The organism is Aeromonas sanarellii, assembly GCF_000820085.1.
Classification (GTDB): domain Bacteria; phylum Pseudomonadota; class Gammaproteobacteria; order Enterobacterales; family Aeromonadaceae; genus Aeromonas; species Aeromonas sanarellii.
In genome coordinates, this window is record NZ_CDBN01000025.1 from 24473 (window position 1) to 43065 (window position 18593).

The following is an 18593-nucleotide window of genomic DNA, read 5'->3' on the forward strand; positions in this document are numbered from 1 at the left end:
GGCTGACGACCTTAGCCGAGCAGAGACAGGGCTGATTGTGGACGCTGGTTGGCCTGGGCCAGGATGCTGGAGGCAGCCTGTTGCAGGATATTCTGTTTGGTCATGTTGGCGGTTTCGGTCGCAAAGTCCGCATCGCGGATACGAGAACGAGCGGCACTCAGGTTCTCGGAAACGTTGGATTGGTTACGGATAGTGGAATCGAATCGGTTCTGTACCGCCCCCAGCTCAGCCCGCTTGCTGTCAACCGCCTTGATCATAAAGTCCAAGTTCGCCATGGCAGATTGAGCAGCACTTGCCGTGGTAATGGAATTCATATTCGCAACATCTACAGGACCGCTTCCATTAGTCACGCTATACGGCTCTTTCCCTGTCCCTGTCGCGACGGTCGCACTGCCCTTGGTAGCAGAGGCGATACCGCTGATGGTGAAAGCTGAGGTCATCTTGAAGGTGATGGTCTGACCGGCATCTGCACCCACCTGGAAGGACCCTTTGTAGCTACCATCCAGCAGCTTCTGGCCACCAAACGTGGTATCGCTGGAGATACGATCGATCTCCGTGGTCAGTTGATCGTATTCCTGCTGCAGTGCGTTACGGTCATCGGAGTTGTTGGAGCCGTTGGCAGATTGCTGGGCCAGGGTACGCATACGTTGCAGCATGGAAGTGATTTCATCCATGGCACCTTCAGCGGTCTGGGCAACGGAGATACCGTCGTTGGCGTTACGGTTCCCCTGGTCCAGACCGTTGACTTGGGAGGTCAAACGGTTAGAGATCTGCAGACCCGCCGCATCGTCTTTTGCCGTGTTGATGCGCAGACCGGAGGCCAGACGGGTGTAAGAAGTATCCAACGATTTATTGGTGTTCATCAAGTTACGCTGAGCGTTCAATGATGATGTGTTGGTATTGATATACATAGCCATAAAAGATCTCTCCTGATGAACAAGAAACTGCGGGCTCTGCTGTCGATACAGTCAGGATCCCACCGTTCAGATGGACAGTTTGAACGGACTGCTCCATCTGGCGGGCCCTCTGTTTGAACGTACATCGGACCCGCAGTTGCGCAAATGTTGGATTTCCGAACACCCCTCAATTTGCTTCACACTCTGTAACGGCAGCCCCTTCGAAAGCTTTAGGAAATTTATTGCCGCAATGCTCAGCAAAGTGGCAAGCATTGTCCGCCCGAGACGGAAACGGCAGTAGAAGCCATGATCACTGCGCCCTTCTTCATCTGTGCTATTGGTCCCCTCCATAAAAGCCAAGATCACCATTTTAGTTGGCACAAATTATGCTTATTACTTTTGCCGCCAGGTTTCTGGCGCCCATAAAAAAGGCCGACAAAGTCGGCCAAAGAAGAGCTTACGCTCAGGAGAACAACCTCGAGGATGACAGAGTGAACGATCTGGGCAACACTCGAGGGGTATACCAATAAGAGAACTTCTCTTTAGATAGAACAAGGCGTAAATCCGAACACCCCATTGTTCCATCTTGTTTACCAGGGCGGCCTGAACAACCGCCCTTTTCTTTTTCTCGGATATTTAATTTAGCCCTGTAACAGGGAGAGTGCAGACTGCGGGCGCTGGTTGGCTTGCGACAGTATGCTTGAAGCCGCCTGTTGCAGAATATTCTGCTTGGTCATATTGGCGGTCTCGACCGCAAAGTCTGCATCACGGATCCGGGAGCGCGCGGCAGTCACGTTTTCCGAAATGTTGGACTGGTTGCGAATGGTTGAATCGAAGCGGTTTTGCACGGCCCCCAACTCGGCACGCTTGCTATCCACCGCCTGGATCATAAAGTCCAAGTTAGCCATCGCCAGTTGGGCACTGCTTGCTTGCGAGATGGTCTTCACATCTGCAGCAGTAACGGCAGTCCCTGCTGTCTTGTCCACGGCATAGGGTTCTTTGCCTGTTCCCGTCGAGACGGTGGCGCTGCCTTTAGTTGCCGATGCAATACCGTCAATGGTGAAAGCCGTGGTCATTCTGAAGGTGATTGTTTGACCAGCATCGGCACCGACCTGGAAGGAGCCGACATAACCGCCGTTAAGCAGGTTCTGCCCACCGAAGGTGGTGTCTTTGGCGACGCGATCAATTTCCGTCATCAGTTGGCTGTATTCCTGTTGCAGTGCAGTACGGTCATCAGAGTTGTTTGAACCGTTCGCAGATTGCTGAGCCAGGGTACGCATACGCTGCAGCATGGAGGTTACTTCATCCATGGCCCCTTCGGCGGTCTGAGCGACGGAGATGCCGTCGTTGGCGTTGCGGTTACCCTGATCCAGACCGTTGATCTGGGAGGTCAGACGGTTGGAGATCTGCAGACCTGCCGCATCGTCCTTGGCAGTATTGATTCGCAGGCCGGAGGCCAGACGGGTGTAAGAGGTGTCCAGGGATTTGGTGCTGTTCATCATGTTACGCTGGGCGTTGAGCGATGAAACGTTGGTATTGATATACAGACTCATGATTCTTCTCCTAAGCTATTAAAATTTAACTTTAATTCACTCAGGCTTTATTTTGTTTTGTGCCTGATATGTTTAGTTAACGGCGTCTTTTAGTAAGACTTTAATTTCTTTTTTCTGCCTTTATGGCAGTAATTGCCGCCTAACCTATATATCGGCCTCTATCCCCCACTCTTGAGAAAAAAATCGGAGTTTTTTGCCATGGTGCGCTGCACACCCACGAGCAGAGGCCCGGGCCCCGCACCAGACATGGCGTTGTGGTCACTCTCCACCCGTCTCCCAGAAACCGGCGCTGGCTCCCACTTTTGCACGCCAGCATTGCTCATCCCCACGGCTTGCCCCTAAAATCGCCGCCCCATCATCTATTGGACGTGAGTTGTTCTCCATGCAGACTCTGGTTGAGCAGATCGTTTACATCAGCGACATGTTTGGTACTGCGGTATTCGCGTTTTCGGGGGTCCTGGTGGCGGGTCGTCTCAGAATGGACGGCTTTGGCGTCATGGTGCTGGCCGCGGTGACTGCCATCGGTGGCGGCACCATCCGCGACATGATCCTGGGGGCGACCCCGGTGTTCTGGGTTCGCGACCCTCTCTACATCTGGGTGGTGATCGCCACGGCCCTCGTCGGCATGTGGATGGTCAAGTTGCCTCGCCGCATGCCCTGGTATGTGCTGCCGGTGGCGGACGCCTTCGGTCTCGCACTCTTTACCGTGATCGGGGCCCAGAAGGCGCTCAATTTCGGCACACCCGGGCTCATTGCGGTGATCATGGGGACCATGACCGGCGTCGCGGGTGGCATGATCCGGGACGTGCTGGCCCGGGAGGTGCCCATGGTGCTGCAAAAGGAGATCTACGCCACCGCCTGCATCCTGGGGGGCATCCTCTATACCCTGTCGCTGGAAGTGGGAGTGGACAGGGTGAGCGCCATGCTCATCAGCATGCTGGGGGTATTCGGCCTGCGGGTGGCGGCCATCTACTGGCATCTCTCCCTGCCCACCTTCTCGCTGCAGCGCAACTGAGGAACGCCGGAGTGGGCGAGATCCCATCCCGACAGGGACAAGATTGAACCAAGTCGGCTTTTCTGTTGTCATACAGGGGTCGTTTCAAGCCGGAATACCTCATGCAAAAACTTGGGCTCATTACCACGCTGACGCTGATGATGGTGGCGGCGGCTCATGCGGGGGCACAGACCCTGTTCGGGCGTCTGGCATCCACCCCGGTGCAGCAGTTCAACCAGCAGATCCGTCAGGCGAGCAGCAATCAGCAAGGCTGGGTCAACGACTATCGCGAGGTGGCTCGCCGCTTCGTGGGCCATGAAGACGTCCCCACCCGCATCCATGCCCAGCAGTTGGACAACGATCTCGTGCTTTCGGTGGCTCTCGATGGCCAGCGGAACGACATGCTCTATATCCTGACCCTGTTTCGCAGCAACAACCTGTGGCAGATGCGTCAGGCGGAGATGGGCTGGCGCTGCCAGGGCCAGGAGACCTTTACCCCGGTTCCCTATCCTTGACCCTCTGCATCCATGGAAGTGAAATAAAAAATCCGGCGCCTTGGCCGGATTTTTTATGGGCGAGGGTCGACCGCTCAGGGACGATAGACCTTGACGTTGGCAAAGCCCTTCTCCTTGAGGTAAAGCGCCTGCAACTTGCTCATCACGCCGCGATCGCAGTAGAGCAGGTAGGTCTTCTCTTGCGGCAGATCGCCAAAGGCGGTGGCCAGCTTGAAGAAGGGGATGTGCAGCACCTCGCGCCCTTCCACCACCAGCGGCTTCTCGTCGTGCTCCTCCACGGAGCGGATATCCAGGATCACCTCGTCATCACCGGTCGCGGCCGTGGTCTCCACCTCCTGCACCTCGGCGGCGGTCTCCTCACCGATGCGGCGGATATCGAGGTAACGGGCCTCGGCCACCACCTTGTCCAGAATGGCGAAGTCGAAGTTGGCCTCTTCCGCCTCGATGCGGGAGAGCTCGGCCTTCACGGTCGGTTTCTTGGAGATGACGCCGCAATACTCCGGCATGGTCTCGGCGAACTCCAGGGTGCCGATGCGACGGGCTTCGCCGATGATGTCCGGCTTGTCCCAGGTGATGAGGGGGCGCAGGATCACCTTGTCGGTCACCCGGTCGATGACGTTCAGGTTGGTCAAGGTCTGGCTGGAGACCTGGCCCACGCACTCGCCGGTCACCAGGGCCGGGATCTGGAACTCGTCGGCCACCTTGGCGGCGGCGCGCATCATCATCCGCTTGAGCACCACCCCCATCTGACCGTTGTCGATCTTCTCAAGGATCTCGGCCACCACGGGCTCGAAGTCCACCGCGGTGAAACGCACCCGATGGGAAGAGCCGAAGCGGTTCCACAGGTGATAGGCCACCTGCTTGACGCCGATCTCGTGAGCCGCACCGCCCAGATTGAAGAAGCAGTAGTGCACGCGGCAGCCGCGCTTGATGAACTGGAAGGAGGCCACACCGGAGTCAAAACCGCCGGAGAGCAGGCTCAGCACATCTTCCTGAGTCGCGATGGGCATGCCGCTCAGGCCCTGATGGATGGCGCTGACGATGAAGAGCTCCTCGCCGTCGATCTCGAGGTTGATCTTCACGTCCGGGTTCTTGAGGCGCACGCCGTTGCTCACGCAGTGCTGGTTCAGGCCGCCACCCACGTAGCGCTCGATCTCCAGCGAAGAGAACTCGTGCTTCCCGTGGCGCTTGGCGCGCACGCAGAAGGTCTTGCCTTCGAGCTGGTCACCCCAGACGGCTTTCACCTGCTCGAAGATGTCGTGCAGGTCGGTAAACTTGCTGGCCTGCACCTCGAGGAAGGCCTGGATGCCGGGGATGCAGGCGAGCGCTTCGATGGCCTGCTCGCGGAACTGGTCGTTACGGGAGCTCACGATCAGCTTGTCCCAGTCCATCCGCACCCGGGCATCGTCGTCGAAGCGGCGCAGGACATTGCGGATGTTGCCCTGCAGTATCTTGATGAAGCGCTGGCGAACCGACTTGCTCTTGATGGTGATTTCCGGGAACAGCTTGATAATGAACTTCATGGTATTGACTCGGGTGGCCTCGATTTAAGGGCGCGAATTATATCAGAACTTTGTGGCCAGCGCCTACTGGATGAGCGGCCGCTCACATTCCCCCACGCAATGTTTGCCGCACCCTGGCCATCTTGCGTATATTCCCCAGCCTGCGCCCCGGCAACACGGCACCCATGAAAACCCATATTTACTACCCCGGCATGGAAGTGCGGGATGAACTCTGGCTCAAGTTTGCCCTGCTCTATCTGGAGCGGCTCGCCTTCGTCTTCACCGTCAGTGAAAAGAGCGGCCTCACCGCCCTGCTGGAGACCCTGCGCCGGCAGACCGACCTGCTGGCCGAACCGCCAGCACCCGCCTTCTTCGCCGCCATCACGCCCCAGCTCGAGAACCAGATTACCGGCCTGGTTGCCCCCGACTTCGTCCGCCACAAGGTGTTTGGCAACAAGGAGTTGATCGGTCGCTGGCGCATGCCGGCCAATCACGACTGCTTCTGTCCGGCCCAAGCGGGGCTGGAGCGGCTGCACGGCTTTTGTCTGGCTCACGGTTTTGCCAGCCTGGAGGAGGGCGGGTTCAGGATGGCGCGCCGCTTTGCCAACCTGATCTCCATGCGGCTCGCCCGCGAGTGGGCACTCGCCAATGAGGGGGCCTTGATTACGGATCACGACTATCTGGACCGGCTGCTCCATCTGCTCGAGTCCCGCTACCACAACAGAGGCGGCCAGGATTGCTTCCACCTCGAGATCCCGCTGCGAGTGCCCGCCAACTTAAGCGAGATCCCCGTTGCAGAGCTTATTGCCCTGCGCGGGCGCAGCGGTTTTCGCCAACAGCTGGCCGAGTTTCATCAGGCGCTCGACGCCCTGCTCGCCATGCTGGGCAGCGGCTACGCCGAGCCCGCCGTGCTGACCCGTTTCGAGCAGGCACAGCAGGGGCTCAACCCGCTGCTGGGGCCCGAGACGGTCAGCCTGCCGCTCACCACCCTGATCAGCACCAGCCTGCCCGCCATGGCGATGATCCACCGCCTCAAGGCGAGCCACCCGGACAGCCCCCTGGTGTTTCACCCCATCAAAAAGAGCCACTTCCACCAGCGCAAGAGTCAGCACTTCTTCACCCGGTTGGGCCAGGTCAAGCCCTGAGCCGGTCGGCGCCCAGCCGAAGGTGGATAACCCCTGGCATCGGAGCCATCCCCGATGCCGTCAATATTCTGGCGCCTGCCATGGAGCCCCCTCAGGAGGGGTTTTCCAGCCGAAACTCGATGCGATCGCTGTTACCCGCCTCGTCCACCACCACCAGCTGGTAGCGACCGGCCTCACTCAACACCTGATCCCCGTCCCAGCGCAGCCGCTGGCCGTTGAGAAACCAGGCCGGCTTGCCAACGCCCCCCAGCACCCTGGGCTGCAACCGGTAGCGCTGGCTGCGGATAAGATTGCCCTCCCCCAGCGCCAGGATGCGAATGGGGGCCTGCAGCTCGGCGCTCTGCCCCTCCCCCGCGCAGCTGCTGGCAAGCAGCGCCTGACGCCGCTCGCCGGGCGTGCGCCACGGCTCCAGCGACAGCGGCCAGAGCGCTCTAAAACCGGATTGCGCCGCATCCTGGCAACGGGTCAGCGTCGGCTTGCCGTCGGCAGTGAGCGCGACCTGGCGCAGCGGCGAGGGCCAATCCATGGGATCCGGCAAGGTGGGAGGATCGCGCCCTTCCAGCAACCAGGCGCTCTGGCGCTGCAGACAGGCCTCTGGCAGGGTCGCACTGGCCTTGCGCCCCAGCGGCCAGCAGATCTCCGCTTCGCTGACCGTATTGGGCTGCATCGGCAGAGGGCTGTTGTCGGCCAGCCGCGAGTAGACCGAGAGCAGCAGCGGCACCGCCGCACTCTGGCCGTAAAAGCCGGGCATAGGGGTTCCGTCGGGGCGCCCCAGCCAGACACCGATAGTCCAGCGACCGGAGACCCCCATCGCCCAGCTGTCGCGATAGCCGTAGCTGGTGCCGGTCTTCCAGGCTAGTCGGTTGACCCTGCCGGTCGCTTCACTGGCAAAGGGCTGATCAGCCCGCCCCTGCGCGCTCAATATCTGCCAGATGATCCAGGCCGCCCCCGGACTCAGCAAGGGGCGCGACACCGCTCGCTGCCCCGCCAGCCAGACCGGCATGGCCACCTGCCCCTGCCGGGTCAGCGAGCTGTAGAGCGCCACCAGCTGCTCAAGCCGAATGCCCGCCGCCCCCAGCGCTATGGCCGGATTGGGTTTGTCGGAGAGCGCCAGCCGCACCCCGGCGTTGTCGAGGCGGCTGACCAGCTTGTCGGGCCCGAGCGCCTCCAGCACCTGCACCGCCGGTACGTTGAGGGATTGCTGCAGCGCCTGAGCGAGCCTCACCGGCCCCTGAAAGGCACCGGAAAAGTTGGCGGGGCGATAATCCGAGCCGAGCCTTGGCGCATCGGAGAGCAGAGAAGCCGAATGCACCAGCCCCTCATCCATCGCCAGACCGTAGATAAAGGGCTTCAGCGTAGAGCCGGGAGAGCGGATCGCCTGCACCATGTCGAGGTAACCGTGGCGGCGCAGGTTGCCATATTCGGCGCTGCCCACATAGGCGCGCACCGCCATGGTTTGGTTGTCGACCAAGAGCAACGCCGCTGAGGTCTGCTCCGGGAAGCGGCGGATATAGCTCGCTACCCGCCCCTCCAGCCAACGCTGCAGATCCCCGTCTATGGTGGTGTGCACCAGCTCCCCGGCCTGATGGTCGGCGGCGAGGCGGGCAAACAGCGGCGCCTCCATCGGCGTGAAGTGACCGCGAGCCAGCACCGGCTCGATGCGTCCCTCCAACCACACCCGCTCGGGCCAGACACCCTGCGCTACCAGTCGCTGCATCACCTTGTCGCGGGCTGCGCGGGCCCGCTCGGGGTGGCGATCCGGCCGGTTGCGGCTGGGGGCCTGCGGCAGCACCGCCAACAGCGCCGCCTCGGCATAAGTCAGCTTGGCTGCGCTCTTGCCGAGATAGGCAAAACTGGCCGCCTGCACCCCCTCCAGATTGCCGCCAAAGGGCGCCCGGTTGAGGTAGACGGTGAGCAAGGTGCGCTTGTCATAGTGCCACTCCAGCTGCAGCGCGCGCGCCATCTGACGCAGCTTGCCGGGCACACTCCTGTGGTAGGGCTCGATAAGGCGGGCCACCTGCATGGTGAGGGTCGAACCGCCCGACACGGCGCGCCCGTAACGCAGCCACTGCCAGATCCCGCGCACCATGGCCACCGGATTGACCCCGGGATGACGCCAGAAATGGCGATCCTCGTAGCCAAGCAATGCCTCGATATAGCGGGGGGAGACCTGCTCCAGGGTCACAGGATAGCGCCACACGCCGCTGGTATCGGCAAAGGCGCGCAGCGGCCGCCCCTTCATGTCGAGCACCACCCGCGCGTAGGCCGGGTCGAGTGGCGGCGGCGGGAAGAGTCGATCCAGCGCCAGCAATGACAGGAGCAGTGCTACAACGCCCAGCACCGAGAAACGCAGCCAGCGTGGCAGGCGACCAAGCCAGCGCCAGCCAGCGCGACCACTGCGGCCTAATTTCAGCCAGCCACGCTGCCAGAAAGTGAGCGGGCAAACCCGCTCAAGGGAGGGTTCGTTACTCAGAGATACGCACCTCATGGATATCCTCACCCACAGCCCGCAGCTCGGGCCGGTACATATCCTCCACCTGGGTCGGCGGCACCTGATAGCGACCCGGCGTCACCGCCCGCATCAGGTAGACCAGCTGCTGGTTGCTCCCCTCGCTCAGATCCAGCGCCGCCGTGTAGCGGTCGTCGCGAAACTCCTGATGCTTGAGATAGTCGTTCCACTCGCTCTGCCACGCCGGTTTCCCCTCGATGGAGAGCTCTTCCAGCTTGATGCTGTTGCCAAGGGCCGGGTTCTCCAGCTCGAAGCCGGCGGGCACCATCTCCACCAGCAGGGCATCGGGCACCGCCGATTCACTGCTGACATTGAGCCGCACCACTACCAGATCGCCCACCTTCACCTTGGCGGGATCAAACGGCTGACCGTCGCTATTGAACCAGCTGCGGGTCACGCTCATCCCCTTGCTGATCCGTACCGGAGCCTGTTCGGGGTAGCCTACCAGAGTGCGCTGCACATAGAGGGAGCCCTTGCCCTCGTTGGTGACGGCGCTGGCCGCCAGTGCCTCGGGGGCGCTCAGCTGCAGCGGAGCCGAACCGCTCAGGGATCCACTGCCAAGAGAGGAAGTTACCTTGGCCTGCCAGTCGATGGCCGGATCGACGCGGGCGAGTCGCAACAGGGCGAGCCGCTCCTGGGTGCTGAGCCACTGACGGTGGGCCAGAGTATCGACCACCTTGGCACTGAGGGCTGGCCAGCGATCCGCCGCCAGCTTGTGCTGGCGCAGCAAGGAGAGCTCAAGGGCCTGATCGCGTAGCGGCGAGCCGTAATCCCCCAGATAGTCGTCACCGCGCTCGGTCGCCAATGCCCGGCTGAGGGCCTTGGCGGCGTTCTGCTCATCCCCCATGGCCGAGAGCGCCAGCGAGAGGTGGAGCAGCGGCAAACCGGAGCGGGCGTGATCGGCCTGCTGCTCCCAGACAAGGCGTAGGGTAGCGAGCGGCGCCTTGCCCAGCCGGGCCAGCACATAGGCGCTGTAAGCCTGATAGGCAAGACGGCTGTGCTCGGGGGCACTGCTCCAGCGCTCGCCGTACTGGCTGTCGGTGAGATAGCTCTGCAGCCGGTTCAGCGCCTGATTGAGCATCGCCTCCGGCACTGCGTCACCCGCTTCCTTGCGCGCCAGCAGGTAGTCGGCGGCATAGGCGGTGAGCCACTGCTCCTCGTCGGAGCGACCATCCCACAGACCAAAGCCGCCGCTTGGCAGTTGCAACCGCTGCAGCCGTTGCAGCAGGGCGCGCTGCACATCCGCCTCACTCGCCGCTTTCTTACCCTCTGCGGGTTTGCTCCAGGCGGCCCGCTCATCGGCCGTTGTCAGCAAGTAAGGCCAGGCACGGGACAGGGTCTGCTCCAGACAGGCGTAGGGGTAGTCGGCCAGCGCCTGCCACTGGGCTGCCGGATCCCAGGGGGGAGTGCCGGAGAGGCTGAGCAGCCCCTGCAGGTTGGCGCGATCCAGCCCGGCCAGCTCAGCAGGCGCAAAGCTCATCTGCTGGCCGGGGGCCAGCATCTGGTAGCGCTGGCGAGTCTCGGCAGGCCAGGGGGAGCGCAGCGGCAGAGTCCAGTCGCGGCTGATGGCAAAATCCTTGCCGCGGGCCGCCAACTGCAGGCTCGCCACACCGCTCGCTCCGGTCACGGTGAGCGGCAGGGTCAGCCACTGCTCCTCGCCATTTTTAAGGGAAAGGGTGCGGGGCAACTCGCCATTTTCCTTGAGCCCGCCGTTGAGGGTCCAGGCAAGGGAGAGGGTCTGATCCACGCCACTCATATTGCGCAGCTGCACCAGCGCCCGGGTCTCATCCCCTCTGGCACCAAAGCGTGGCCAGCCAATTTCGGCCACCAGCGGCGCCACTACCTTGACGGCGCGCTCGGCCTCACCGACCTGTTGTTCGTTCCAGGCCAGCGCCATCAGCGCCAGCTCACCGTTGAAGTTGGGCAGTTCGAGCGGGATCACCGCCTTGCCGCTCTCATCAAAACTCACCTCGCCGCTCCAGAGCGCGGCGATCTCGACCCGGCTCTCCAGCGCGCCCCCCTTTTTCAGCGGCGCCCGGTCACCCCCATAGTTGAGGCGGGCCAGCTTGCCATCCTGCGGCGGGATCACCTGACCGTAGTTGTCGAACAAATCTTGGGCGAAGCGCTTGCGACCAAAGAAGATCTCGAACGGGTCGAGAGGCTGGTAGTCGCTGATGTTTAGCACGCCCCGATCCACCGCCGCCAGCACCACGCGCCCCTGACTGTTGGGGGAGGAGGTTGCGGTCACCTCCAACCGAGTGAGCGGCACCGCTTTATCAGGCGCGCTCAGGGTGAGCGGCAGACGGCGTGCTTCCCGGTCCAGGGTGAGCGGCACCAGTCCGACCGAGCGCAGGCTCTGCCCCTGCTGCTTGCCAGCCGGTTTGGAGGCGCTGTCTGGCGCGGCGATCTGGGCCGAAATGTGCAGATCATGACGCTGCCACTCGGGGCTGACCGGGATCTCGAACTCGCCACGGGCATCCTTGGCATCGCCACCGGCTCCCTTGAGCTCGATACGCTGCCACCAGCGCAGGCCGTCGCCATCTTCCACCATCAGCAACCCCTTGCCGGGGCGCGGGGCCACCAGGGTCACTTTGGCCTTATCGCCCGCCTGATAGGCGCGCTTGTCGAGGGTGATGGCAATCTTGTCGGGCCGCGCCTGCTCGCCACCGCCACCCCAGGCGTAACTGCCTATCTCCACCCGCAGGCTCGATAGATGGCCCTGACTGTTCTCCACCTCGAGGCGATACCAACCCGCCGCCAGCTGCAAAGTGAGCGGGGTCGGCCCCTTGTCATCCAGCTGCAGGGTCTGCTCCTGCTCCAGATAGGGTTGGCTGTTGAACTCGTACTTCCACCCCTCGCCATCGGCGTAGTGCCAGTAGTAGTCGCGGTACTCGTTGATGAGGCGCACCTTCACCGCCCCCGCCACCGGCTGCCCCTTGTCATCAAGGTTGAGGATCTGGAAGGGGAGCGGCTTGCCCCCTTCGACCCGATCCGCCACGAAGTCGGCCTTGAGCGCCGGCCACTGGCTGCCCGCGGGCCAGCCATACTGGGTGCGGCTGCGATTGACGGCGCGGCCACCAGGCTCGGAAAGGGAGACCCGATAGGCCACCTCCAGCGGCCCGAGGGCGCGCATCCCATCGAGTTCATCAGTAAGCGAGAAGGTGCCCTGCCCCTGCGCATCAAGGGTGAGACTCCGCGGCTCAAGATCCTTGGCCTGCTCAGCGAGCAACACGTCACCCAAGGTGAACTCCTGCCACTGGGTAAAGGGCATGGTGGCACGGCTTATCTTCACCTCTGCCTTGGCCTTGGTGGCGCTCGCCGGGGCTCCATAGAGATAATCCCCTTGCAGCGGCAGAGTCAGAGCGGTGTCCAGACTCGTCACTTCCCCATCCGGCCCCTTGCCAAGCTGCAGTTTCAGCCGCTCCGGCAGAAACTCCTCCACCAAAAAGGGCCACTCGAAGCGGCTGCCGGCGGCAGTCTTGAGGTTGATGGTCCAGCGCCCGAGCGGTGCATCGTCAGGCAAACGCAGGCCGTAGTGGGCAGCACCAAGATTATCCGGCAGCAGCCGTTTCTGTTCGAGCAACTGGCCGTCCGGCTGTTTCACCTCCAGCTCCACCGCCATGCCCGGCAGCAGCTGGCCATCTTGGCCCTTGAGCAGGATCTCGCTGTCGAGCCGCTCGCCGGGGCGATAGAGATCGCGCCCGCTGAACAGATAAAGCTGCTGGGCCTGCCAGGGCTGGGTGCCGAGATCGAAGGTGGAGAGATCGAGCGCCGCCCCATCGAGGCGCAGCACCGCCAGATGGTTGCCCTGCTCGGCCAGCAGCAGGCGAGCCCCCTGCACCTGATCGAAACGGCGATGGCCCTGCGGATCGGTGGTTTGCACCTGCAGCCGGTTGCCTTTCTCGTCGAGCAGGGAGAGCTGCACATCCTTGAGCGGGTCGGCGCTGGCCAGGGAGCTCACGAACACCTCCAGCTGATCGCGGTAACGACGGGCGCTAAGCCCCATGTCGCTCACCGCGAAATAGGTGGTCTCCTTGCGCCAGTCGTAGTTGCCAAGGGGCGACATCACCGCAAAGTAGACGCCGGCCTTCGCCAGCTGCGGCTCCTTCACATTGATGAGGCGGGTCTCGCGCCGGTTGGCATCGAGCTCCAGCGCGTAACGGCCGCTGAACACCCGCTTGGCCCGCTTGGTGATCTGTTCAAGCTCCCAGTTGCCCATGCCGGCACCGGGGCGATACTCCGCCAGAAAACGGGGCAGGTATTCCGCATCGACTCGGAAGAAGTCGATATTGACCTCGTCCACGTTGACCGCGCTGATGGGCAGGCGGAGCTCGTCGCGCAGCGGCAGTACCATGCCGCTGGCGGTAAAGGAGGCCCCCGCCTCCAGCGGCCGGGTCTTGAGAGTCCAGCTCTGGGGGGATGGGCCCAGCCCCGTCTTGAGGCTCACCTCGTAGCTCTTGTCGGGCTGGACGTTCGGGAAATAGAGGGTGCGACCATCGTCGGCCAGGATCCACTCCCCCTGCACCTGCTTACCCCCTTCACTGACAGAGAGCCAGCTCTGCCAGTTCGCCTTGGGGGTCAGGGGGCCGGAGAAGACCAGCGCCAGCGCCGGGGCATCCCGATACTGGCGGGCATTGGCCTGCACCACGGAGGCGGGCGCCCCCGCCTCCTGCCGGGCCATCGGTTCTGTCGTCGGCACCTGGCTGGCAGGCTTGTCGGGGCCGCAACCGGCCAGCAGAGCGACCAATCCGGCCAACAACCAGGCGAAACGAGTGACAGAGCAGGGCTTGAAGGGGCGCATAGGTTCCATCCCGGGTTGAATCGCCGCCAGTGCGGCGCAGGAGCCAATAGGATAAAGCGTCACTCCGGGGAACACCAAATGCCTTGTCACGCCGAACCTGCTGGCGGATGCCTTCCCTCCCGGCACATATATTGTTCGCCGGCAGGATGGCCATCAGATTCATTCGGGGTTAGGATTCTGATTGATATTTTATATATGCGAACTCGTCCTGGTTTTCTGAACGCAGGCTAAACTGGTAACCATTGTTAGCTTGTGCGTCTCGGGGACATAAATTATTCTCTGGCCTAGCCACTCTCGGCGCGCCAATCAACCAAATATCAAGTAGTTAAGTATTTTTTAAACATTCAACATCTGTGCCGTAAATATCGTGCAGATGAGTTCAATGTGTCCCCCACACGTTGGCAATGGTTTTATTTATTACTGCGCACTCCATGCTTGCTGACCCTGGGTTCATGCCGGGTCAGCATGGTCGTGCATCCATCCCCCGTTGGAGTCATACCAGAATGGAAAATAACGATCTGTCCATTGTCGAAAAGAGATTGGTTGCCAGATTCCTGGATATGTTCATCAAGTTCGGCCTGATCCTGGCGCTGGGCTCGTTCTGCTTTACCGTGTTCTCCCCCTTCATGAACATGATGCTGTGGGCCCTGATCCTGGCGGTCACCCTCTATCCCCTCCACCAGCGCTTCGCCGCCCGACTGGGGGGAAAACAGGGCAAGGCGTCCACCCTGCTGGTCCTGCTGGGCATCCTGCTGATCGTGGCCCCCACCGTCGCCATGCTCGGCTCCCTGGGTGACAGCGTCAGCGCCCTGGTCGACAAGGTGAACAACAACACCCTGGTGATCCCGGCGCCTTCCGCCGAGGTCGCCAGCATCCCGCTGATCGGTGCCAAGCTGCACGCCTTCTGGACCAAGGCCTCGGTGGATCTGCCGAGCCTCCTCATCAGCTACAAGCCGCAGCTCGGGGAGATAGCCAAACAGGTCGTCGGCATGCTCGCCAGCATGGGCGGCGGCCTGCTGGGCTTCGTCGCCTCCTTCATCGTGGCCGGCATCATCATGGCCTGGGGGGCGCCGGGTGCCATCAGCGCCGAACGCATCGCCATGCGCATCACCGATGAGCGCAAGGGCCTCGCCCTGACCAAGCTGTGCACCAGCACCATCCGGGCCGTGGCACAGGGGGTCATCGGGGTGGCCTTCATCCAGGCCCTGCTGGCCGGCGTCATCATGTCGCTCGCCGGGATCCCGGCGGTCGGCATCTTCTTCGTCCTGGCGCTGATCCTGGGGATTGCCCAGGTCCCCGTCATCCTGGTCACGGGTCCGGCCATCGCCTACATGTGGATGTCGGGGGATCACGGCACCCTGCTCAACGTCATCTACTCAGTGCTGCTGGTTGTGGCCGGCATGGCCGACAACGTGCTCAAGCCGCTGCTGCTGGGGCGTGGCGTCGATGCGCCCATGCCGGTAGTGCTGCTGGGGGCCCTGGGCGGCATGGCCACCAATGGCATCCTCGGCATGTTCATCGGTGCCACCCTGCTCTCCATCGGCTATCGCATCTTCATGGCCTGGGTCAACGACGGTCTGGCCAACGCGGAAAAATAACCCCATGGCCGACGCACTTCCTCTCCTTCGCCCCCTGCTTGCAGGGGGCGCCTGCCTGCTGCTCGGCGCCTGTACCCTGCTCGGGCCCGACTATCAGGCCCCCGGCGTCGAGGAGATGGCCAACTGGCACAGCGCCAGCGAGGGTCAGCAGGCGGTGACGGCGACCGACTACCGCCGATGGTGGGACAGCTTGCACGATCCCGTGCTGAGCGCCCTGGTGGAGGAGGCCTTCCTCAAGAACCCGGACGTGCGGATCGCCGGCCTGCGGATCCTCGAGGCCCAGGCCCAGCTCGGCATTGCCGAGAGCCTGCTCGGCCCCCAGGCGACGGTGGGGACGGCGGAATTCCTCCAGGCAGGTCAGACCCGCAACGGCCACAGCAACGCGGGCAGCAGCTACGGCGCCGGCTTCAACCTCGGCTGGGAGCTCGACTTCTGGGGCAAGTTCCAGCGCGGAGTCGAGGCGGCGGATGCCAGCTATTTCGCGACCCTGGCCCAGTATGACGACATCCAGGTGTTGATGGCGGCCCAGGTGGCCCAGCTCTATGTGAGCATCCGTACCCTGGAGGCCAGGCTGCACATCGCCCGGGAGAATGCCCGCATCCAGCGGCGCAGCCTCGAGATCACCGAGCGGCTGTTCAAGAGCGGCAACAGCGCCGAGCTGGACGTGCAGCAGGCCAGGACCCAGTACCTGGGCACCCTGTCCGGCATTCCCCAGCTCGAGACCAGCCTGCGCCAGAGCCAGAACGCCCTCTCCACCCTGCTCGCCCGCTCCCCGGGTCCCCTGCCCGAGATGGCGCAGGGCACGGGGGCCATTCCCGAAGGGGAGCTGGCCCTGGTCACCGAGATGCCCGCGGATCTGCTGCGCCGCCGTCCCGACGTGCGGGTGGCGGAGCGTCAGCTGGCCGCCCAGTCGGCCCTCATCGGGGTGGCCGAGAGCGAGCTCTACCCCTCCATCACCCTGCTCGGCACCCTGGGAGTCAATGTCAGCGGCGGGGAGAGTGGCACCTTCTCCTGGGCCGTCGGGCCGTCGCTCAGCTGGAACCTGCTGGATCAGGGACGGCTCGGCAACCAGATCCTGGTGCAGGACGCCCGCTTCCAGCAGCTTCACGAACGCTACCGCGACAGCGTGTTCAAGGCCGCCCGCGAGGTGGATGACGCGGCCGTGGCCTATGCCAACGGCCAGGAGGAGATCGCCCTGCTGACCCAGACCGGCGAGGCCGCCCGCCGCGCCCTGGCGATCGCCAACACCCAGTATCGCGAGGGGATGGCGGATTTTCAGCGGGTCCTCGACTCCCAGCGCGCCCTGTTCAGCCAGCAGGAGCGACTGGTCAACAGCCGCGGCGCCCGGATGCGCGACCTCATCACGCTCTACAAGGCTCTCGGCGGCGGCTGGGAACAGGGGCGCTCCCGCCCCCTGGTTACCCCGGAGGTGGAGGCCCAGATGCGTCAACGCGCCGACTGGGCTCCCCTGCTCGACGCCGCCCGCCCCATGACACAGAAGGCAAGTGCCCATGACTGACAACACCGCCTCTCCCGGCCAGGCCAGCCGCCGTGCCACCCTAGGACTGCTGGGACTCATTCTCCTGCTGCTCGGCTGGTATCTGCTGGCCGACCGGCTGACCCCCTACAGCTCCCAGGCCCGCGTGCAGGCCTTCGTGGTCCCTATCGCCGCCGAGGTGTCCGGCCAGATCCAGAAGGTCCATGTGCGCGACAATCAGGATGTGGAGGCCGGTGCCCCCCTGTTCGAGATCGATCCCGAGCCCTATGACATCGCCCTGGCCAAGGCCAGATCCGACTACCAGACGGTACTGAGCGGCGTCAAGGCGAACAACGAAGGGGTCAAGGCGGCCGAGGCGGCCCTGATGGCCATGCGCGCCGCCTATGACAACGCGGCCAAGGATGCCGAGCGCCAGGAGCGGCTCTATCGCGAGGATCCGGGGGCCATCTCGGTGCGCCGCCTCGAGGTGGCCCAGGCCAGCCGCGAGACGGCCAAAAGCCAGGTGGCGGCAGCCGAGGCCGACGTCCGGCGCGCCATCGAGGCGGCCGGGGCGAGCGGCGAGGACAACTCCCAGCTGCTCAGCGCCCGCTCGGCGGTGCACAAGGCCGAGCTGGATCGCCAGAACACCCGCGTGGTGGCGCCGGGCCGCGGCCTTGTCACTGACTTGAGCACGGATGCGGGCCAGTTTATCGGGGCTGGCGCCCCGGCCATGACCCTGATCGCCATCCACGACGTCTGGGTATCGGCCGATCTGACGGAGAACAACCTCGGCAACATCCGGTCGGGAGACAGGGTTTCCATCCTGCTGGACAGCCTGCCGGGCCGCCTGTACGAAGGCGAGGTGCGCAGCATCGGCTACGGGGTGGGTGACGGTAAGAGCCAGCCTGCCGGCACGCTGCCGACCGTGGACAACAACCGCGACTGGCTGCGCCAGGCCCAGCGCTTCCCGGTCAAGATCGCCTTCAAGGCCGACGACTTCCCCCCGGTCGAGGCGCTGCGGGTCGGCGGTCAGGCCGACGTGCTGGTCTACACCGGCGAGCGCGGGCCGATGCACTGGCTGGGGGGGCTCTACATCCGGCTGATGAGCCTCTTCTCCTTCCTCTATTGAGGCACCTCATGGAACAGGCTGACCAGGCGGTACTGCGCATTGGCACGGGCATCGGGCTCGCGACGGGGATCTGTTACGGCCTGGCCCTGCCCATGCCCCACCTCGGTGTCATCATGGCCTGGGTGGTGCTGTGCCGACCCGGCGAGCCCCTGGCGCTGAAGAAGGGGCTGGTCGGCGGGCTTCTGTTGCTGGGGATCATGGTCTCCGGCGTGCTGCTGGTGCCACTGCTGACCCACTATGCCCTGGCCGGCGTGCTGCTGGTCGCCCTGTCGCTCCATCTGTTGATGCAGCTGGGGATGGCCGGCAAGGGGGGGGCCGCCATGCTGCTCATCATGGCCATCACGGTGATCCCGGTGGCCGGTCTCATCGAGCAGTCCCTTGCCATCGCCATCGCCCAGATGATGGCAGTGGGGATCCTGGTGGGCACCCTAGTCAACCGGCTGGCCCACGCCCTCTTCCCTCCCCCGCCTGCGA

General features: G+C 63.4%; 11 protein-coding genes and 1 pseudogene. 7 read left to right on the plus strand and 5 right to left on the minus strand.

Annotation, left to right across the window (positions count from 1 at the left end):
• Positions 1–11: 11 nt before the first annotated feature.
• Together flaB and flaA are read right to left on the minus strand one after the other, a co-directional pair.
• Positions 12–917: a flagellin B gene (gene flaB / locus BN1132_RS05650; protein WP_042075804.1), complete on the minus strand. Its 906-nt coding sequence runs from the start codon at positions 915–917 to the stop codon at positions 12–14.
• A 620-nt stretch (positions 918–1537) separates the two neighbouring features.
• Positions 1538–2449, minus strand: coding sequence for a flagellin A (flaA, locus tag BN1132_RS05655; RefSeq protein ID WP_042075805.1), 912 nt, complete (start codon positions 2447–2449; stop codon positions 1538–1540).
• A gap of 382 nt (positions 2450–2831) precedes the next feature.
• On the opposite strand from flaA, the gene BN1132_RS05660 reads away from it, so the two are divergent.
• Together BN1132_RS05660 and BN1132_RS05665 are read left to right on the plus strand one after the other, a co-directional pair.
• The gene (locus BN1132_RS05660) at positions 2832–3464 is read left to right on the plus strand and encodes a trimeric intracellular cation channel family protein (protein WP_042075824.1); all 633 of its coding nucleotides are present in this window, start codon (positions 2832–2834) and stop codon (positions 3462–3464) included.
• A gap of 101 nt (positions 3465–3565) precedes the next feature.
• The gene (locus BN1132_RS05665) at positions 3566–3958 is read left to right on the plus strand and encodes a hypothetical protein (protein ID WP_042075807.1); all 393 of its coding nucleotides are present in this window, start codon (positions 3566–3568) and stop codon (positions 3956–3958) included.
• A 74-nt stretch (positions 3959–4032) separates the two neighbouring features.
• On the opposite strand, the gene thiI is transcribed toward BN1132_RS05665, so the two are convergent.
• The gene (thiI, locus tag BN1132_RS05670) at positions 4033–5481 is read right to left on the minus strand and encodes a tRNA uracil 4-sulfurtransferase ThiI (protein WP_042075808.1); all 1449 of its coding nucleotides are present in this window, start codon (positions 5479–5481) and stop codon (positions 4033–4035) included.
• A 164-nt stretch (positions 5482–5645) separates the two neighbouring features.
• Here thiI and BN1132_RS05675 point away from each other — a divergent pair, with 164 nt between their 5' ends.
• Positions 5646–6605 (plus strand): hypothetical protein, encoded by a 960-nt coding sequence (locus BN1132_RS05675; RefSeq protein ID WP_042075810.1) that lies wholly within the window; start codon positions 5646–5648, stop codon positions 6603–6605.
• A 91-nt stretch (positions 6606–6696) separates the two neighbouring features.
• Here BN1132_RS05675 and pbpC read toward each other — a convergent pair whose 3' ends face one another.
• On the minus strand, positions 6697–9093 hold the full coding sequence (gene pbpC, locus BN1132_RS05680; protein WP_042075812.1) for a penicillin-binding protein 1C: 2397 nt from the start codon (positions 9091–9093) through the stop codon (positions 6697–6699).
• Positions 9071–13915: an alpha-2-macroglobulin family protein gene (locus BN1132_RS05685; RefSeq protein WP_042075815.1), complete on the minus strand. Its 4845-nt coding sequence runs from the start codon at positions 13913–13915 to the stop codon at positions 9071–9073. The genes pbpC and BN1132_RS05685 overlap by 23 nt, the downstream gene beginning before the upstream one ends.
• A gap of 560 nt (positions 13916–14475) precedes the next feature.
• Between BN1132_RS05685 and BN1132_RS05690 the strand changes: the two genes are divergently transcribed.
• The 4 genes and pseudogenes from BN1132_RS05690 to BN1132_RS05705 all read left to right on the plus strand — a co-directional run.
• On the plus strand, positions 14476–15513 hold the full coding sequence (locus tag BN1132_RS05690) for an AI-2E family transporter (protein WP_244462915.1): 1038 nt from the start codon (positions 14476–14478) through the stop codon (positions 15511–15513).
• 4 nt (positions 15514–15517) lie between these two features.
• A complete protein-coding gene (locus tag BN1132_RS05695; RefSeq protein WP_042075818.1) occupies positions 15518–17032 on the plus strand; it encodes an efflux transporter outer membrane subunit in 1515 nt (504 codons plus the stop codon).
• Complete coding sequence (locus BN1132_RS05700) at positions 17025–18119, plus strand: HlyD family secretion protein (protein ID WP_042075819.1); 1095 nt, start codon at positions 17025–17027, stop codon at positions 18117–18119. Before BN1132_RS05695 ends, BN1132_RS05700 begins: the two co-directional genes overlap by 8 nt.
• 8 nt (positions 18120–18127) lie before the next feature.
• Positions 18128–18593 (plus strand): annotated as a pseudogene (locus BN1132_RS05705) (DUF2955 domain-containing protein); the annotation flags it as partial.

What these genes read in the sequence shown, in the direction of transcription:
- flaB (WP_042075804.1), bottom strand. Translation starts at nt 917, where the DNA reads ATGGCTATGTATATCAATACCAACACATCATCATTGAACGCTCAGCGT.
- flaA (WP_042075805.1), bottom strand. Translation starts at nt 2,449, where the DNA reads ATGAGTCTGTATATCAATACCAACGTTTCATCGCTCAACGCCCAGCGT.
- BN1132_RS05660 (WP_042075824.1), top strand. Translation starts at nt 2,832, where the DNA reads ATGCAGACTCTGGTTGAGCAGATCGTTTACATCAGCGACATGTTTGGT.
- BN1132_RS05665 (WP_042075807.1), top strand. Translation starts at nt 3,566, where the DNA reads ATGCAAAAACTTGGGCTCATTACCACGCTGACGCTGATGATGGTGGCG.
- thiI (WP_042075808.1), bottom strand. Translation starts at nt 5,481, where the DNA reads ATGAAGTTCATTATCAAGCTGTTCCCGGAAATCACCATCAAGAGCAAG.
- BN1132_RS05675 (WP_042075810.1), top strand. Translation starts at nt 5,646, where the DNA reads ATGAAAACCCATATTTACTACCCCGGCATGGAAGTGCGGGATGAACTC.
- pbpC (WP_042075812.1), bottom strand. Translation starts at nt 9,093, where the DNA reads ATGAGGTGCGTATCTCTGAGTAACGAACCCTCCCTTGAGCGGGTTTGC.
- BN1132_RS05685 (WP_042075815.1), bottom strand. Translation starts at nt 13,915, where the DNA reads ATGCGCCCCTTCAAGCCCTGCTCTGTCACTCGTTTCGCCTGGTTGTTG.
- BN1132_RS05690 (WP_244462915.1), top strand. Translation starts at nt 14,476, where the DNA reads ATGTTCATCAAGTTCGGCCTGATCCTGGCGCTGGGCTCGTTCTGCTTT.
- BN1132_RS05695 (WP_042075818.1), top strand. Translation starts at nt 15,518, where the DNA reads ATGGCCGACGCACTTCCTCTCCTTCGCCCCCTGCTTGCAGGGGGCGCC.
- BN1132_RS05700 (WP_042075819.1), top strand. Translation starts at nt 17,025, where the DNA reads ATGACTGACAACACCGCCTCTCCCGGCCAGGCCAGCCGCCGTGCCACC.